The sequence below is a fragment of the Streptomyces sp. NPDC058240 genome (assembly GCF_042882135.1).
Taxonomy (GTDB): Bacteria; Actinomycetota; Actinomycetes; order Streptomycetales; family Streptomycetaceae; genus Streptomyces.
This window is the reverse complement of the sequence record NZ_JBHVWT010000020.1, coordinates 60421-75813: the sequence shown is the minus strand read 5'-3', so window position 1 is coordinate 75813 and position 15393 is coordinate 60421. Positions and strand designations below refer to the sequence as shown.

Annotated in this window: 14 protein-coding genes; 7 read left to right on the top strand and 7 right to left on the bottom strand. The window is 70.0% G+C overall.

The window, feature by feature from the left end; genetic code table 11:
- Positions 1–16: 16 nt before the first annotated feature.
- Positions 17–643, bottom strand: a complete 627-nt coding sequence (locus ACFVX4_RS26865; RefSeq protein ID WP_389981592.1) for a YceI family protein — start codon at positions 641–643, stop codon at positions 17–19.
- A 338-nt stretch (positions 644–981) separates the two neighbouring features.
- Between ACFVX4_RS26865 and ACFVX4_RS26860 the strand changes: the two genes are divergently transcribed.
- Both ACFVX4_RS26860 and ACFVX4_RS26855 read left to right on the top strand, forming a co-directional pair.
- Positions 982–1506, top strand: coding sequence for a hypothetical protein (locus tag ACFVX4_RS26860; RefSeq protein ID WP_389981590.1), 525 nt, complete (start codon positions 982–984; stop codon positions 1504–1506).
- Positions 1507–1726: 220 nt separating this feature from the next.
- Complete coding sequence (locus tag ACFVX4_RS26855; protein ID WP_389981588.1) at positions 1727–2194, top strand: ALF repeat-containing protein; 468 nt, start codon at positions 1727–1729, stop codon at positions 2192–2194.
- A gap of 420 nt (positions 2195–2614) precedes the next feature.
- Here the strand turns inward: ACFVX4_RS26855 and ACFVX4_RS26850 are convergent, their stop codons facing one another.
- Positions 2615–3358 carry an ArsR/SmtB family transcription factor gene (locus ACFVX4_RS26850; protein WP_389981586.1) on the bottom strand — a complete coding sequence of 248 codons (744 nt, stop codon included), beginning with the start codon at positions 3356–3358 and terminating at the stop codon, positions 2615–2617.
- 145 nt (positions 3359–3503) lie between these two features.
- On the opposite strand from ACFVX4_RS26850, the gene ACFVX4_RS26845 reads away from it, so the two are divergent.
- Positions 3504–4037, top strand: a complete 534-nt coding sequence (locus tag ACFVX4_RS26845; RefSeq protein ID WP_389981584.1) for a GNAT family N-acetyltransferase — start codon at positions 3504–3506, stop codon at positions 4035–4037.
- 86 nt (positions 4038–4123) lie between these two features.
- On the opposite strand, the gene ACFVX4_RS26840 is transcribed toward ACFVX4_RS26845, so the two are convergent.
- From ACFVX4_RS26840 to ACFVX4_RS26830, 3 genes are all read right to left on the bottom strand, one after another.
- Positions 4124–5353 (bottom strand): glycoside hydrolase family 64 protein, encoded by a 1230-nt coding sequence (locus ACFVX4_RS26840; RefSeq protein WP_389981582.1) that lies wholly within the window; start codon positions 5351–5353, stop codon positions 4124–4126.
- 211 nt (positions 5354–5564) lie between these two features.
- A complete protein-coding gene (locus ACFVX4_RS26835) occupies positions 5565–5828 on the bottom strand; it encodes a DUF397 domain-containing protein (protein WP_389981580.1) in 264 nt (87 codons plus the stop codon).
- Positions 5825–6649 (bottom strand): helix-turn-helix domain-containing protein, encoded by an 825-nt coding sequence (locus ACFVX4_RS26830; protein ID WP_389981578.1) that lies wholly within the window; start codon positions 6647–6649, stop codon positions 5825–5827. Before ACFVX4_RS26830 ends, ACFVX4_RS26835 begins: the two co-directional genes overlap by 4 nt.
- 111 nt (positions 6650–6760) lie before the next feature.
- Here ACFVX4_RS26830 and ACFVX4_RS26825 point away from each other — a divergent pair, with 111 nt between their 5' ends.
- Positions 6761–7204: an ATP-binding protein gene (locus ACFVX4_RS26825; RefSeq protein WP_389981576.1), complete on the top strand. Its 444-nt coding sequence runs from the start codon at positions 6761–6763 to the stop codon at positions 7202–7204.
- A 118-nt stretch (positions 7205–7322) separates the two neighbouring features.
- Positions 7323–8195 (top strand): MBL fold metallo-hydrolase, encoded by an 873-nt coding sequence (locus tag ACFVX4_RS26820; protein ID WP_389981574.1) that lies wholly within the window; start codon positions 7323–7325, stop codon positions 8193–8195.
- Between the two features lie 10 nt (positions 8196–8205).
- Here ACFVX4_RS26820 and ACFVX4_RS26815 read toward each other — a convergent pair whose 3' ends face one another.
- Together ACFVX4_RS26815 and ACFVX4_RS26810 are read right to left on the bottom strand one after the other, a co-directional pair.
- Entirely contained in the window at positions 8206–9177 is a 972-nt protein-coding gene (locus ACFVX4_RS26815; protein ID WP_389981572.1) for a GlxA family transcriptional regulator, read from the bottom strand.
- A 101-nt stretch (positions 9178–9278) separates the two neighbouring features.
- Positions 9279–10115: a S1 family peptidase gene (locus tag ACFVX4_RS26810; protein ID WP_389981570.1), complete on the bottom strand. Its 837-nt coding sequence runs from the start codon at positions 10113–10115 to the stop codon at positions 9279–9281.
- A gap of 158 nt (positions 10116–10273) precedes the next feature.
- Here ACFVX4_RS26810 and ACFVX4_RS26805 point away from each other — a divergent pair, with 158 nt between their 5' ends.
- Entirely contained in the window at positions 10274–11317 is a 1044-nt protein-coding gene (locus tag ACFVX4_RS26805) for a GlxA family transcriptional regulator (RefSeq protein WP_389981568.1), read from the top strand.
- Positions 11318–11441: 124 nt separating this feature from the next.
- On the top strand, positions 11442–15317 hold the full coding sequence (locus tag ACFVX4_RS26800; protein ID WP_389981566.1) for an endo-alpha-N-acetylgalactosaminidase family protein: 3876 nt from the start codon (positions 11442–11444) through the stop codon (positions 15315–15317).
- The last annotated feature ends 76 nt before the right edge of the window (positions 15318–15393 follow it).

The window sequence follows — 15393 nt, the reverse complement described above, 5'->3', positions numbered from 1 at the left end:
CGGGGTGTCGGGGGCGTCAGGCCTGCGTCGCGGCGGACTTGATCGCGGAGATGTCGAAGTTGAGCTTGACCTTGTCGCTGACCATCACGCCGCCGGTCTCCAGCGCCGCGTTCCAGGTCAGGCCCCAGTCGGAGCGCAGGATGTCCGCGCTGCCCTCGAAGCCGACCCGCTCGTTGCCGTAGACGTCGGTGGCGGAGCCGTTGAACTCCAGGTCGATGGCGAGCGGACGCGTGACGTCCTTGATGGTCAGGTCACCGGTGACGCGGTACTTGTCCCCGCCGAGCTGCTCGGCCTGCGTGGAACGGAACGTCATGAGCGGGAACGTCTCGGCGTCGAAGAAGTCGCCGCTGACCAGGTGGCCGTCGCGGTCGGAGATGCCGGTGTCGACGCTGGCGATCTTGACGTCGATCGAAGCGGTGGAGTTCGCCGGGTCGGAGCCGTCCAGCTTCAGGCTGCCCTCGTGCTCGCCGAAGGCGCCGCGCACATTGGTGACCATGGCGTGGCGCACGGTGAAGCCGATGCTGCTGTGGGCCGGGTCGATCGCGTAGTCACCGGTGAGGGCGGCGAGGGCCGGGTCCACGGCGGGGGCGATGGTGGCGGTGGCGGACGGGGCGTTGTTGTTCTTGCGATTGAACAGAGCCATGGCTCCTCCTCGGGGGACGTGATCGAGCGCGGGGTCGAGCGGTGGTCGAAGCGTTTGTTTAACCTTCAACGAGATTGACTGTAGCGCGATCTAGTTCAATGTTCAACATCAAGGGTGATGCGTGTTGCGAACGAGGCTGCGGGATGCCGTGAGCGAGGTTGCGGGATGTCGCGAACGACACCGCGGGATGTCGCGAACGAAACTGCGAGATGTTGCGAACGGCGGCCGAACGGCAGCCCAATTGCCGCCTGTCATTGCCGCCACCCTCTGGCGGACGCGCGTAGAACTCGGGCAGTATCTCCCTACCCTTACTTGTCATGAGCAGGAGGAGTCCCCCCATGCTGTCCCATATGAGACTGCGCCCCGTCCTGACCGCATTCGCCCTTGTCCTGGGCGTTCTCTTCGCCCCGGGCGTCGGTGTCCTCGGCGGTGGTGCCACCCAGGCCCACGCCGACACCAAGCTCACCCACGCCGACGCCGCCGCCCGGTTCAACTCCTCCGGGGTCACCTGGTCGTCCTCCGGCGGCTGCTCCGACCGCAACGTCGCCACCTGCACCTCGTTCGACCAGCTCAACCTGGCCACCGCCCAGGGCGCCCAGACCCTCAAGAGCGCCACGGGCTGCGCGCTGAACATCACCGGCGGCACCGAGACCGGGCACGCCAGTGGCACGTACTCCCACTGGAACGGCTACAAGCTCGACTTCGCCAAGTCGACCTGCCTCACCAACTACGTCCACAACGTCTTCACCTACATCGGTGTGCGGGGTGACGGCGCCCCCCAGTACAAGGCGGGTTCCGGCAACATCTACGCCGACGAGGGCAACCACTGGGATGTGACGTTCTACAACTGCGGCGGCTGCTGACTTCCGCGCAGCGAGCGTCAGTTCGTGCGGGTGCCCCCTTCGCTGGACGGGGCACCCGCACGGGTGCGTGATCACGTCGGCAACGAGCCGGCGGCGAACACTGCTCGGTCCAGGAAATGAGCCGGATGCCGCTCCTTGGGAAGATGCCTCGCCGCCGGAGACCGCGCGGCTGCCGGTGCACGGCGTACCGGCCATTTCTCCACCCGAGGCAGGTACCCACATGAGACTCACCCGTGCGGCGCTGGCCGTGGCCACAGGCGCCCTGGCCCCGGCCCTGCTGCTCTCCACCCCGTCCTTCGCCGCCGCAGAGGGTTCCTCGCCCGCCACCGCGTCGGCCACACAGGACGACGAGTCCCCCTACGACTCGATGTCGGAGGAGGAACTCCGCATCGCCGTCCTCAAGATCCTGGCCGACCCGAACATCGGCAAGGGCGTCTACCGGGAGGCCCAGAAGGCCCTCGACGGTATGGTCGACGACCTGCGCAACTTCCTGAAGACGGGCCTCCGCCTCGCCCAGGCCGAGGACGACCGCGTAGCCGTCTTCAGGATCCTGGCCGACCCGAACATCAGCGACGCCCTGCGCGCGGCGGCCCAGAAGGCCGTGGACGGCACCCCGGAAGAGCTTCGCTGCTTCATCGAAGTGGGCCAGTACGAGGTGGACGGCCGAACCCCGCCCACCTCGGGCTGACCGGCCGGCCAGGGCCCAGACCCCCGAACTCGCCGTGAGACGTCGCGGGTTGCAGTCGCTCGCGGCAACCCGATCGACCCTAGGCGCGCCGCCTCCTTTGGGCACAGGCGCAGTTCGTACGCTTGCCGCATTCCTGACGATGCATCACATAGATCGATGCATTACGAAGATCGAGCCTTCCTGAGAAACCCGAGCGCCCTGATTGCGGAGCGTGGCGATCTGGCCGCCGGGATTGACTGGCTGTCCGTCAGATCGCCACGCCTCACGGCGCGTTCACCAAAAACCAAGATCTGCTTTCGCAGCAGATCTCTGGGGCATCGCCCCTGCGGAGCAATGTCCGCGGATGGAGCTCGTGGACTTGACCTCACTGGAACGCCGCCTCTGTCAGGCATTCCCTCGCGGTGAACCGATCGGCCTCCGTCAGTCCCAGGACGAGAACTCCGAACAACCTGGCACCTGGGCTCCCGGCAGACCGAGGTGGTCGTGCCATGCTCGGCGGCCGGTGGGGGTCACGGCTAGGGCGCGGGTCGTGCCGATCCGCGTGATCCATCCGGTGGTGAGGGCGTGGGCGCACAGGGCGGCACCCACCGCGCCGGCCAGGTGGGGGCGGCGCTCGGTCCAGTCCAGGCACGCGCGCACCGGCGGGCGGCGCGACCCGCTCGGCACCGTGATACCGACCTCGGCCAGCCAGGCCGCGCCCCTATCGGTCAGCCCTGGCTCGGGCCCCCATTCCAGCAGGCCGCGTTCGACCATCGCGTCGGTGATCGCCAGTGCGACGGCTCCGGCCAGGTGGTCGTAACACAGTCGCGCACGGGCGAGCGCCTGCTGACGGCCGGACGCCGACAGCGAACGCGGTCGGGCGGTCTGCTGCGGGGCCAGTGCGGCGAGGCTCTCGATCAGCTCGATCACCCTGCGGTCGGCCACCCGCAGGTAACGGTGGCGCCCGCGCCGCTCCTCGACGAGGAGTCCGCCGCTGACGAGCAGGTTCAGATGCGATGTCGCGGTCGAGGGTGCGACCCCGGCATGACGTGCGAGCTCGGTCGCCGTCCACGCCCGGCCGTCCAGCAGCGCCAGGCAGAAGGCGGCCCTGGTCCCGTCGGCCAGCAGCCTGGCCACGGCCGCCAGATCCACGCCCACGTCCTGACCTGTGCGCTGAATGTCCATGTCCTCGATTGTCGCCGACCTCACTTCGGCGTCCGTCGAAGCGTCCACGCCCTAGCGTCGCTGGTGCGCAGGGCACGCCGACACGCCCCCGCACCCGCATCCGCGCCAGAGGCCGCGCCGCCTCCGCTCACGCACTGGAGGAACCATGCCCGCGTCCGACACGACCGTCACCGCGTCACCGCCTCCCGAACCCCGGATGGACCTCATGGTCACCGACGCCCCGATGCCCGCGGACATCGCGGTGATCTCCGACGCGTTGGACCGGTTCAACATCGAGAAGACGGGAGTCGACGACCGCAGACCGCTCGCCGTTCTGGTTCGTGATCCCGAGACGCACCAGGTGATCGGCGGACTGACTGGGCGCACCTCGCTCGGTCTGTTCTTCGTCGACCTCTTCTTCCTGCCGTCCGAGCTGCGCGGCAGCGGGCTGGGCGGGGAGATCCTTCGGCAGGCCGAGGACGAGGCCCGTGCCCGCGGCTGCCGCGCGGCCGTGCTCTACACAATCACTTTCCAGGCACCCGACTTCTATCGGAAACAAGGGTGGAAACGCCTGGGAGAGGTCCCCTGCGATCCGCCGGGCACCAGCCGCGTCTTCATGACCAAAGAACTCGCTGCCCGGACCGGCAACAGAGTTCGATCAGGCAACGGGGCGAACGTGCCTGATGCGCCACTGGGCTGAGCCCGCGACAGTTCGGCAAGTTGATCAACGCGTTGCGGCGAGAGGGCCCGCACCGGCGCGCCTCGGTGCGGGCCGGACCCGTCGGCTCAGGCCCCCACGGTCACCGTGAAGCGGCGGGGGTTGCCGTCGTTGGCGGCGCCTGAGACGTCGGGTTCGCCGTCGGGGCGGACGTCGTCGTAGGGGAAGGCGTAGCCGATCGGGGTGTTGGCGTGGACGACGCGGGACCAGTGGTTGGTGGCCGGGTCCCGGTAGTAGTCGGCGGTCGAGGTGCCGTTCGGCTGGTCGGGGTGGGTGAGCATCAGGGAGCGGTTGAAGCCGGAGGCCAGGCGGGCCAGGAGGGCCTTCTTGTCGTCCGGGTCGCCCGGGTTGTTGGCGAACGGGCCGTGGTTGCAGGTGAAGACGTCCTTGGAGACGGGCTTGGTGAAGGTGTGGCCCCCCTCGAAGGTCAGGAGGTCGCCGTTCACCCGGCCGGTGCGTACTCCCCGGCCGCCCTGGAGGTCGATGCGCAGGTCGGTGGAGCGGTACTTCTCCCAGACCCGGTCGATGTAGGAAGTGAACACGTCCCGGAACGGCATCTCGTCCGGGCGGTCGAAGAACGGTGCCATCAGGTTCTGCGGTGAGATCACCCGCAGTACGTTGCCGTCCGCGCCGCGGATCACCAGCTTGTCCCACGGCTGGCCGTCGGCGGCGGCCTGGGCGGTGAGGCCGTCCGCGATGCGCTGCACCGCGCCGTCCGGGAGCGGCGCAACGGTGTGCGTCGCGTCGCCGGTCAGGGTCAGGCCGATCGGTAGCGCGGTGACCAGGTCGACGTAGCTGATGTTCGCGTACAGCTGTTGCGGATTGAAGGTGAACTCGCAGAAGGACCAGGTGCGGCCGTAGTTGGCGTCGGTGGACGTCGCGAACGCCGGCTCGACCAGGGCGGGGCCCGGGTTGAGATAGAACGTGAGCGTGTCATCGCGTACGAAGTAGACGCGGGCGCCGTACATCTGGGGCAGCGTCAGGACCACCGGAGCCCCGCCCGCCGGGTTCAGGGGGATGGCGCAGTCGACCGGTAGTGGGGTCTGTGGTGCGGCGGGGGAGTCGGGGTGGTAGACGCTGCCGTCGGCCCGCAGCAGCACCCAGCGGTCGGTGCCCTGTTCGTGGCCGGTGACATAGGCGTTGACCCGGCCGGGCAACGAGCGGTTCTCCAGGGCGAGTTCGCAGGTTGCGGGGGCGGCGGAGGCGCTCGGGCTGAGGGCGCTGCCCCAGGCCGGGTAGGTGAGGGCGGTCGCGGTGGCGGCGGCGCCGCCCGTCAGGAACAGTCTGCGCGAAATCACGAGAGGACTCCCGAGGTGTGTGGGGGGCCACGGACGGGGTGATCGTGCGGGGAGTGAAGTCGACGGGGCGTCCGTGGTGCGAACCACTCTCGTGACGGTCGCAGGGGGGAGTCAAGACTTGTGGCTGAGAGCGCTCTCAAAAATGGGAAGTCTTCACAACTCGATACATCGAAAGAGGGGTTGCGGCCCGGTGCGCCGGGCCGCAGTACCGTCAGACCGTGGCGTCCAGGAACGCGGTCCAGGCGGCGGGAGGAACGGTGAGGACGGGGCCGTCGGTGACCTTGGAGTCGCGGATGTGGACGGCGGCAGGGTGGGTGGCGACCTCGACGCAGTCACCGCCCTGGCTGCCGCTGTAGCTCGACTTCCGCCAGTCGTAGGCGACTTCGACGCAGTTGCCGCCCTGGTCGCTGCTGTAGCTGGACTTGAACCAGGCGAGGGCGGCGGTACGGGGGGCCGGGTGTGCTGCGCGGGTCATGTCTCTCCAAGCAGTTCGTCCAGTAGGCGCGCGCTCTTCTCGACGGAAAGCGCCTGCGAACGCAGCATCCCACATTTCTGCTGGAGCACACTGACGTCATCTGGGTCCTCGTGGAGGTAGCTCGTCAGCTGCCCCTCCACGTAGACGAGGTGGTCGTGGTCGGGGGTCTCCAGTAGCACCATCGGCCCCGCCAGCCCGGCATGCTTCGGGAGTTCCATCGGCACGATCTGGAGTCCCAGGAACGGGAGTTCCATGCACCGGAGCAGGTGGCGGATCTGCTCCCGCATCATGGCGGGATCGCCGATCTTGCTGCGCAGAACGCTCTCCTCCAGCAGGAAGTGGAGCATGGGGCGGGGTTTGCGGTTGAGGAGCTTCTGCCGATCGATTCGGCCTGCTACCCACTCCTCCTGCTCGTCCTCCTCCAGGGGCGGGTACAGGCAGGAGAAGATGAACCGGGCGTACTCCTCGGTCTGGAGCAGTCCCGGCACCACCTGGTTCTCGTACGAGAGCAGGGTCAGTGCCTCCTGCTCGTAGTCGATGAAGTCCTGGACGAACGCCGGGAACCGCTCCTTCTTCGGTACCTTCTCCACCGCAACTTGCAACGCCCCCTTCGTGTCCAGCAGTTCATCCAGCAGGACCGCGAAGTCCCACTGCAGCGCTCTACGGCCCTGCTCGATCGACGCGATCGTGTCCTCGCCCACGGAGCACCGCTCGGCCAGGGCCGCCTGTGTCATTCGGGCCGCCTTGCGGAACGTCGCCAACTGGGCGCCGATCAGGTGCCAGGACGTGATCCGCTTGCTCTTCTTCTTTGCCGGTTGCATGAACTGCCTCTCCCCGTCACGAACCCCGGATGACCCGTCAGGAGTCGTACATCGCCGTTGTACGACCCGACGCGCTGCTCAACCGTAGTGACTTTGTGTGACGTTGGACGCGTGAACGAGACAACTCAACTCCCCCACTTCCGCGAGGTGTTCCACCGCAGGGAACGCCGGTCCGTCCCGCTCGCACGACAGTTCGCGCGCGAGGCTCTCGTCGACTGGGCGTGCGAGGCCCGCGCCGACGACGTGTTGCTCTGCGTGAGCGAGCTCGTCACCAACGCCGTGCTGCACGGCGTTCCGTCCGGTCGTGGCTTCCGGCTCCACCTCTACCTGGAGCCGGCCGACCGCACCCTGCGCATCGAGGTCCACGACAGCGGTGACGGGGAGGTCCGTGTCGCCGATTCGTGGGCGGCCTCCGATGAGGAAGGGGGCCGTGGGCTGCGGCTGGTGGCGGCGCTCGCCGACAAGTGGGGGGTGGGGGAGCGGAACCCGGGCAAGGTGGTGTGGTGCGAGTTCGAGGTGTCGGCGGGGGTGGGGCGCGGCACGTGGACGAGATAGCCCCGGGGGCCGAGATACAAGATCGGCAGGGTCTACCGGTTCCGGCAGCGCGTGGGCTATCCCTGGAACGGCGGCCCCGAACGAGGGTCGTTTCCGTGGACGTGGAAGGAACCCTGCCGTGGACGACTGGTACGTGGACGACCGATGCACCAACTGCGACGTGGCCCGACAGTTCGCACCCGAGCTGATCGGAGAGGAGGAAGGAACGTCGCGGATCCTGCGGCAGCCGAGCGACGAGGCGGAGAACCGGCGCTTACACGCCGCCGTCTTCGCCTGCCACACCCGCTCGATCCGGCCCGCGTCCGGACAGCCGGACCCCTCGCTCGACCCGTTCCCGATGGCGCTGGACGACGGCGTACTGGTCTGCGGGCACAACTCCCGGCACACCGCCGGCGCCAACTCCTACCTCCTGCGGCGCCCGTCCGGCACGGTCATGATGATCGACACCCCGCGCTGGAGCCCCCGACTGGCCGAGCGGTACGTGGCGACGACCGGGCCCGTCACCGATGTGCTGCTCACCCATCGCGATCACGTCGCGCACGGGCGCCGATACGCCGACCACTTCGGCGCCCGGCTGTGGATCCACGAAGGGGACCTCGACGCGGCACCGGACGCGGACCGGGTGATCCGGGGGCTCGACCCGGTGGAGATCGGCGAGGGCGTCACCGCCCATCCGCTGCCCGGCCACACGCGGGGCAGCGTGCTCTATCTCGCGGACGGCCGGTACTGCTTCAGCGGCGACAGCTTCTACTGGTCGCGTACGACCGATGATCTCGAAGTCGCGGAGAGCGTGACCTGGTACTCCATCGAGGAGTTGGCCGCCTCCCTGGCGCGGACGGCGGGGCAGCTGCGGTTCGAGTGGGTGCTGCCCGGCCACGGCGACCGGCAGCGCCGGGACGCCGACGAGATGTCCCGGCGGCTGCACGCGCTGGCGGAACGCACGGCGCTGCTGCGGCCCCGGCCGATCGACTTCACGGCCCTGCGCTGGTGAGCGGGGGCCGTCACGCATCGGCCGCCGGGTGCGCCGCTCGGTGGCTCTTGCGGTAGGCACGCGGTGTGGTGCCCGTCAGCCGGGAGAAGTGGTGGCGCAGGCCGGCCGGGGAGGCGAAGCCGCACCGGGCCGCCACCCGCTCCACCCCCTCGTCGGTGTCCTCCAGCAGTTCGCGGGCCCGCTCCAGCCTCCGGCGCAGCAGGTACTGGGGCGGGGTGGTGCCGGTCTGTGCGTGGAAGCGGCGGTTGAGGCTGCTGACGCTGATCCCCGCGTGCGCGGCGAGGTCCGCCGGGGTCAGCGGGAGGTGCAGGCGGGCCTCCAGCCAGCGCAGCGTCGGTTCGATGCCCGCGCTCTCCGTGAGTTCGCGGTCGATGGTCTCCTGGACGCGGTCGCCGTGGGGCAGGAGCGGGGTGAGGAGTTCCCGGGACGTCTCACCGGCCACCCGCTCGCCGTGGTCCTGGGCCAGCAGGCGCAGGCAGACATCCATGCTGCCGAAGATCCCGGCCGAGGTGAGGAACCGGCCGTCGGTCACGACCGTGCCGACCGGGTCGACCTCGATACGGGGGTGGCGGCGGGCCAGCTCCTCGGTGTGGCGCCAGCCGGTCGTGGCGCGGCGGGCGTCGAGGAGGCCGGTGGCCGCGAGGGCGAAGACCCCCGTGCCGATCGCGCCGATGCGGCAGCCGCGCGCGGCTGCGGCCCGGAGCGCCGCGAGCACCTCGGGCGTGGGCTCGTCGCGGGGGCCGTCGCCGTCCTGGCCGGGGATCAGGACGATGTCCGCGTCGGCGAGGCCGTCGAGCCCCCACGGGACGGAGATCCGGAGCGGGGCGGGTGCGCCCGTGGTGGTGAGGTTGGGGGCGGCGCAGAGGCGTACCTCGTAGTCGGCGCCGGGGTGGCCGGTCGTCGCTGTCCCGAAGACCAGCCCGGGGGTGGTCAGCTGGTGTCCGGGGAGCCTGTCGGGCACAAGAACGGCGATTACGGACATGTTCAGAATCTATCCGAGGGCAAAGGGGACGGGCGGCTGCGGTGATCGGGGCGCACCCGGGCGGGCGGGCCGACGGACTGTCCGCCCGGGTGCGTGTCGTGTCAGCGGTGCGCGTGGATGGTCCTGTCGATCCACTTGGCGTACGCGGCAACGTTGGTGTACATCCCGGGGCCGGTGCCGCAGGTCGGGTCGGTGTCGCCGTCGCCCGACGTGGCGCCGACCAGCTCCCAGCGTCCGTCCCGGCCGTGCTGGATCTGCGGGCCGCCGGAGTCGCCGAAGCAGGCCATGGCGCCGGGCGTCTTGCTGATCGTGCAGATCCGGGTCTTGTCGGCGCGGCCGGGCGAGCACTCGTTCACGGCGCCGATGCGGGTGTCCAACTGCTTGAGCTTGTCCGGGAACACCGCCTTGGAGAGGTCGTCCGTGTCGAGGACGGTGCCGAAGCCGAGCAGGCGCGTCGGGGTGCCGGGTCGGCCCACCGACTTGGCGATGCGGATGGGCTTCTCCGAGACCGGGCGGTCCAGCTCGACGAGCGCGATGTCGTTCCTGCTGGGGTTGGACTCGACGTCGTAGGCGGGGTGGGTGACGGTCCGCTTGATGTGGCGCACGGTGCCGCCGGACTCGCGGTCGTCGGAACCGATGCGGACGATGCCGTCCAATGTCTTCGGGTTGACGCAGTGGGCCGCCGTCACCAGCCAACGCGAGTTGATCAGCGATGCGCCGCACTGGGCGTGCACCTCGCCCGCCCACTGCGGGAGCGTGGCCATGAACGGGTAACGCTGCGTGGCCTCCTGCCCGTTGACGATGGCGTTGGCGCTGCCGGACATGGCCGTGACGCAGGCCGTCGCGGCCAGGGCGACGGCGGCGAACCGTCCCGCACGGCGCGAGCGGGACTTACGGGACCGGGACGGGGCGGCGGACGTCGAACTGCGTGTGAACACGGGTGATTCCTTCGTTCCGATGCGCGTCATGCGCGTGGTGGACGTGCGAACCGGCTGCCGGGCGTCGTCTCGCTTCCGGTGCCGCGCAACACCCATCCTGCGTACCGGGCCCGTCCGGAAAAAGCGGCCCTGATGTCACCCTCGGCTAAATTCTGGACATGCCAGTGATCGCCGTCCTCGCACTCGACGGGGTGCCGGGCCATGAACTCACCGGGCCCGGAATGTGCTTCGGCACCGCCGCCCGGCAGCACCCGCATGTCGCGTACGAGCTGCGGTACTGCACCGCCCCGGGCTTTCGCGGGACCGGCTCCCCGGCGCCCTTCGTCATCGACACGCCCTGGGGGCTGGAAGGGCTGGCGGACGCCGACACCGTACTGCTGCCCGGCCACGCCGGTTTCCGCGACGAGCCGGAACCCGGGGTCGCCGACGCCCTGCGGGCCGCCGCGGACCGGGGAGCCCGCATCGGCGCGTTCGGCACCGGGACGTTCGCCCTCGCCGCCACCGGGCTCCTCGACGGGCGCCGGGCGGCCACCGGGCGACAGTACGCGGCGGAGCTGGCGCGGCGCCATCCCCTGATCGACGTCGACCCGGAGGGGGCCGTCGTGGACGCGGACCCCTTCCACAGCGCGGCCGGAGTGCTGGGCGGCCTCGATCTCTGCCTGCACCTGATCACCCTGGACCACGGCGTGCCGGTCGCCATCGAGACGGAGCGGCAGGTCTTCATGCAGCTCCACGCACCCGCCGGCGCCGATGCCGAGGAGGCCCCGCCCGCCGCGTCCCGCCTCCGGGCCGGCCCGCACTCCCTCGGGCCCACGATCCGGTGGATGGAGGCCCACCTCGACCACCCGCTGACGCTGAACGACATCGCCGACCACGCGGGGCTCACCGTCCGCGGCCTGAACCGGCGCTTCCAGGCGGAGACCGGGCTCTCCCCGCTCCAGTACCTGCTGCGCGCCCGCGTCCAGGCGGCGCAGCGGCTGCTGGAGCGCGGGGACGAGCCGGTGGAGCGCATCGCCGCGCGCACCGGCTTCGGCACACCCGCCAACCTGCGCCACCACTTCCAGCACCACACAGGCACCGGGCCGCGCGTCTACCGCACCGCGTTCCGGTCCCTGGTGGCCACCCTGACCTGGGCGGAAGGCAAGAACACCGAAGCGGCGGAACCCGAGGGGCCGGGCGGCGCCGACGAGCACCGTACCTGAACTCGCGTCCCCGGCAGGACACATACCGTCCACTTGGACTTACGCAAAGCGGTTGTTGGACTGGAGGGCTCCCAGGGGCCGCACGTCGTTGACGCTGTCCAGTCACGGGGACTACTCAGAGCACATGTCGCGAAGATTCACTTCGGCGGGCGCTGTCGCCGCCGCCTCAGCCGCCGTCCTGGCGCTGGTGGGGACCGCGCTCCCCGCCACCGCCGCCTCCGCTCCCTCACCCGCCGCAGTCGAGCCGGCCGTGCCCGCGGGCGCCACCGTCATCGGATCCGCGCAGCTCTCGGTCGCCGTCGCCGACGACTTCCCACGCGTCCTGGCGTACACCGACAGGGCCAGTGGCAGTCAGCTGTTCGGCAGCACCCAGCCGGTCACCGCCGTGACCCTCAACGGCACCGCGCACCCGGTGAAGCTCAAGGGCGCCCCCGTGGTCACCGCCTCGGCCGCCCGCTACACGCTGGTCTTCACCGACCTGCCCGGCATCGAGATCGACGCCTCGCTCTCTGTCTCCGGACGCGCCACCACCTTCAAGGTGACGGCCGTCCGCGACACCGAGGCGTTCCGCGTCGGCACCATCGACATCCCCGGCCACGACCTGGTCTCCGTCGGCTCCACGGACACCGGCGGGGCCACCGCCTTCACCCGGCTGGACAACGACTCGACGAAGACCGCCGACGTCTTCTCGAAGGTCACCGCGGACACCGCCGCCGACAAGGCGCCGGTGGGTGCCTCGTACGCGATCGTCAACACGGGCTCGCTCGCCGCGGCCGTGGAGTCCAACTCCTCGTACGACAAGCCGTCCGGCGCCACCGGTGGCGACGACGCCCGGTTCTGGCACCAGGCCCGCAAGGCCGACGACGGCAGCGTCCGGGTCGGCGTCTGGTCCGGCCAGTGGACCTACCGCGGGGACGGGGCGCCGAAGCCGGAGAGCGGGGACAACCTGCCCTGGGCGAAGGTCGTCGTCACCCCCGACGCCAACAGTGACAAGGCGGTCGACTGGCAGGACGGCGCCGTCGCGTTCCGCTCCATCGGCGTCCGGGCGCCCGGCAGCAAGGACACCCCGGACCGGGTCGTCACCCACATCCCGTTCAACTTCGCCAGCCAGGTCACCCACCCCTTCCTGCGCACGCTGGACGACGTCAAGCGGATCTCGCTCGCCACCGACGGTCTCGGGCAGATGGCGCTCCTCAAGGGGTACGCCGCCGAGGGCCACGACTCCGCCCACCCCGACTACGGCGGCAACTACAACAAGCGCGCCGGCGGGCTGAAGGACCTCAACGAGCTCCTGAAGGACGGCAAGAAGTGGGGCGCCACCTTCGGCGTCCACGTCAACGCCACCGAGGCGTACCCGGATGCCAAGGCCTTCGACGAGAAGCTCGTCGACAAGACCAAGCCCGGCTGGAACTGGCTCGGCCAGAGCTACTACATCGACCAGCGCCGCGACATCAACAGCGGTGACCTGGCCAAGCGCTTCCAGCAGTTGCGCGACGAGACGGACCCCAACCTCAGCCTGCTCTACATCGACGTCTACTACACGCACGGCTGGATCGCGGACAAGACCTTGCAGTCCGTGCAGAAGCAGGGCTGGAACGTCGGCACCGAATGGGCCGACAAATTCGAGCGCGGCTCGCTCTGGTCGCACTGGGCCAATGACCTCGACTACGGCGGCGCCACCAACAAGGGCCTCAACTCGAAGATCATCCGGTTCATCCGCAACGGCGAGAAGGACGTCTGGAACAACGACCCGGTCCTCGGGCAGAGTGCCATCGAGGAGTTCGAGGGCTGGACCAACGAGACCGACTGGAACGCCTTCTACGACAACATCTGGCAGCGCAACCTGCCCGCCAAGTACCTCCAGCAGCAGCAGATCACCCGCTGGGACGGCAACGACATCAGCCTCACCGGCGGTGTCCGGGGCACGGTCGAGGACGGCAGGCGGACCTTCTACGACCACGGCCGCAAGGTCCTGAGCGGCACCGACTACCTGCTGCCGTGGGACGGCGGGAAGAAGCTCTACCACTACAGCAAGTCCGGCGGCACGAGCAGCTGGGCGGTGCCGTCGAACGGCACGTACACCGTCTACGAGCTGACCGACAACGGGCGGGTCAAGGCCGGCACGGTCAAGCCGTCCGGCGGGAAGATCACGCTGACCGCCAAGGCCGGTCAGCCGTACGTCCTGTACCCGCATCAGGCGCCGAAGGCCGCCGACCCCACGTGGGGCGAGGGCACCCCGGTCGACGACCCGGGCTTCAACGACAAGGGGCTGACTGCCTGGTCGAAGACCGGAACCGTCGCCCGGGAGACCGACGCCAACGGCCTCAACAGCGCCCAGCTCTCCGGCAGCGCCACCGCGGTACTCTCGCAGCGCATCGACGGCCTCGCCCCCGGCAAGCGCTACACCGCGTCCGCGCTCATCGAGGTCCAGCCCGGGAAGACCCGGCAGACCACGCTCTCGGTCGGCGGCAGGTCCGTCGCCGTGGACCGCTCCACCGCCAAGGACCAGGTCGCCGCGTCCGAGCGGCACGATACGTACTTCCAGCGGGCCAAGGTGAACTTCACCGCCCCCGCGAACGGCCGCACCACCCTGCGCATCGAGGCGGCCAAGGGCAGCGCCGCAAGCGTGCGGGCCGATGACGTACGCATCGTCGCCAATGCCCCGAAGACCAAGGAGAACACCCTCTCCTACGAGGACTTCGAGGCCGTGGACCAGGGCTGGGGCCCCTTCCTCAAGGGCGACGCGGGCGGCTCCACCGACCCCCGCACCGTCATCTCCCAGCTGCACGCCCCGTACACCCAGGCAGGCTGGAACGGAAAGCTGATCGACGACGTGATCAGCGGCAAGGAGTCCCTCAAGTCCCACGAGGAGAACGCCGGACTCGTCTACCGCACCGCCCCCTGGACCGTGCCGATGACGGACGGGCACCGCTACAAGGTCGAGTACGACTACCAGTCCAGCCACGCGGGCGCCTACGAGTGGGTCGACGGCTACGACCGGATCACCGCCGACGGGAAGCCCGACTCGGTCGAGACCCGGACCACCGCCATCGGACAGCAGCGCACCACCGGCCACTTCGCCGAGACCGTCACCGCGGGCTGCGGCGACACCTGGACCGGACTGCGCAAGCGCGACGACGCCCCCGAGGGCGCCGACTTCGTCCTCGACTCCTTCACCGTGACCGACCTCGGCCAGGCCCCCGCCTCCGAACAGGCCGCCTGCGGCACCCTCGGCGTCGAGCCGGCCGCCGAGACCCTGGAGCCGGGCACGGCCAACACCGTCAAGGCCTCGTTCACCAACTACGAGGCGACGGCGGCGACCGGCGTCGCCCTGAGCCTGTCCGTACCCGAGGGCTGGCAGGCGGAGCCCGCGGGCGCCGTCACCTTCGACTCCGTCGCGGCGGGCGCCAAGGTCACCGGAAGCTGGCAGGTCACCCCGCCGGTCGACGCGAAGTACCAGGCGTACAGCCTGAGTTCCGAGGCGAAGTACACCGTCGGCGGCGCACAGCGCACGCTCGGCGCGCAGACCTCCGTACGGACCCTGCCGCCGCCGCCCACCACCGACAGCTGGGCCAGCGACCTGGACTGGACGGCCTCCGAGAACGGCTGGGGCCCGGTGGAGAAGGACCTCTCCAACGGTGAGACCGGCACCGGCGACGGCTCCCCGCTGACCATCGGTGGCACCGTCTACACCAAGGGCCTCGGCAGCCACGCACCGGCGAAGGTCCGCTACTACCTGGGCGGGAAGTGCACCTCGTTCACCGCCCAGGTCGGTGTGGACGACGTGCAGAAGAGCGCCGGCAGCGTGCAGTTCTCCGTCACGGCCGACGGCACCGAGAAGGTGAAGTCGCCCGTGCTGAAGGCGGCCGACAGCGCCTGGTCGCTGACGGCGGACGTCACCGGCGCCAAGTACGTCGAACTGGTCGTCGGCGACGGCGGCGACGGCAACGGCAACGACCACGCGGACTGGGGCGACGCGCGCTTCCACTGCGGCGGCTGAACCCGCGCGATGCGGGGCGGGCGCACCTGGAGCCTCTCGTTTGGATCGTGCAAACGAAAGACCCTCGTCGGTGCGC

Bases quoted from the DNA above. Each gene is read 5' to 3' on its own strand.
- ACFVX4_RS26865 (WP_389981592.1), bottom strand. From the start codon at position 643: ATGGCTCTGTTCAATCGCAAGAACAACAACGCCCCGTCCGCCACCGCC.
- ACFVX4_RS26860 (WP_389981590.1), top strand. From the start codon at position 982: ATGCTGTCCCATATGAGACTGCGCCCCGTCCTGACCGCATTCGCCCTT.
- ACFVX4_RS26855 (WP_389981588.1), top strand. From the start codon at position 1,727: ATGAGACTCACCCGTGCGGCGCTGGCCGTGGCCACAGGCGCCCTGGCC.
- ACFVX4_RS26850 (WP_389981586.1), bottom strand. From the start codon at position 3,358: ATGGACATTCAGCGCACAGGTCAGGACGTGGGCGTGGATCTGGCGGCC.
- ACFVX4_RS26845 (WP_389981584.1), top strand. From the start codon at position 3,504: ATGCCCGCGTCCGACACGACCGTCACCGCGTCACCGCCTCCCGAACCC.
- ACFVX4_RS26835 (WP_389981580.1), bottom strand. From the start codon at position 5,828: ATGACCCGCGCAGCACACCCGGCCCCCCGTACCGCCGCCCTCGCCTGG.
- ACFVX4_RS26830 (WP_389981578.1), bottom strand. From the start codon at position 6,649: ATGCAACCGGCAAAGAAGAAGAGCAAGCGGATCACGTCCTGGCACCTG.
- ACFVX4_RS26815 (WP_389981572.1), bottom strand. From the start codon at position 9,177: ATGTCCGTAATCGCCGTTCTTGTGCCCGACAGGCTCCCCGGACACCAG.
- ACFVX4_RS26805 (WP_389981568.1), top strand. From the start codon at position 10,274: ATGCCAGTGATCGCCGTCCTCGCACTCGACGGGGTGCCGGGCCATGAA.
- ACFVX4_RS26800 (WP_389981566.1), top strand. From the start codon at position 11,442: ATGTCGCGAAGATTCACTTCGGCGGGCGCTGTCGCCGCCGCCTCAGCC.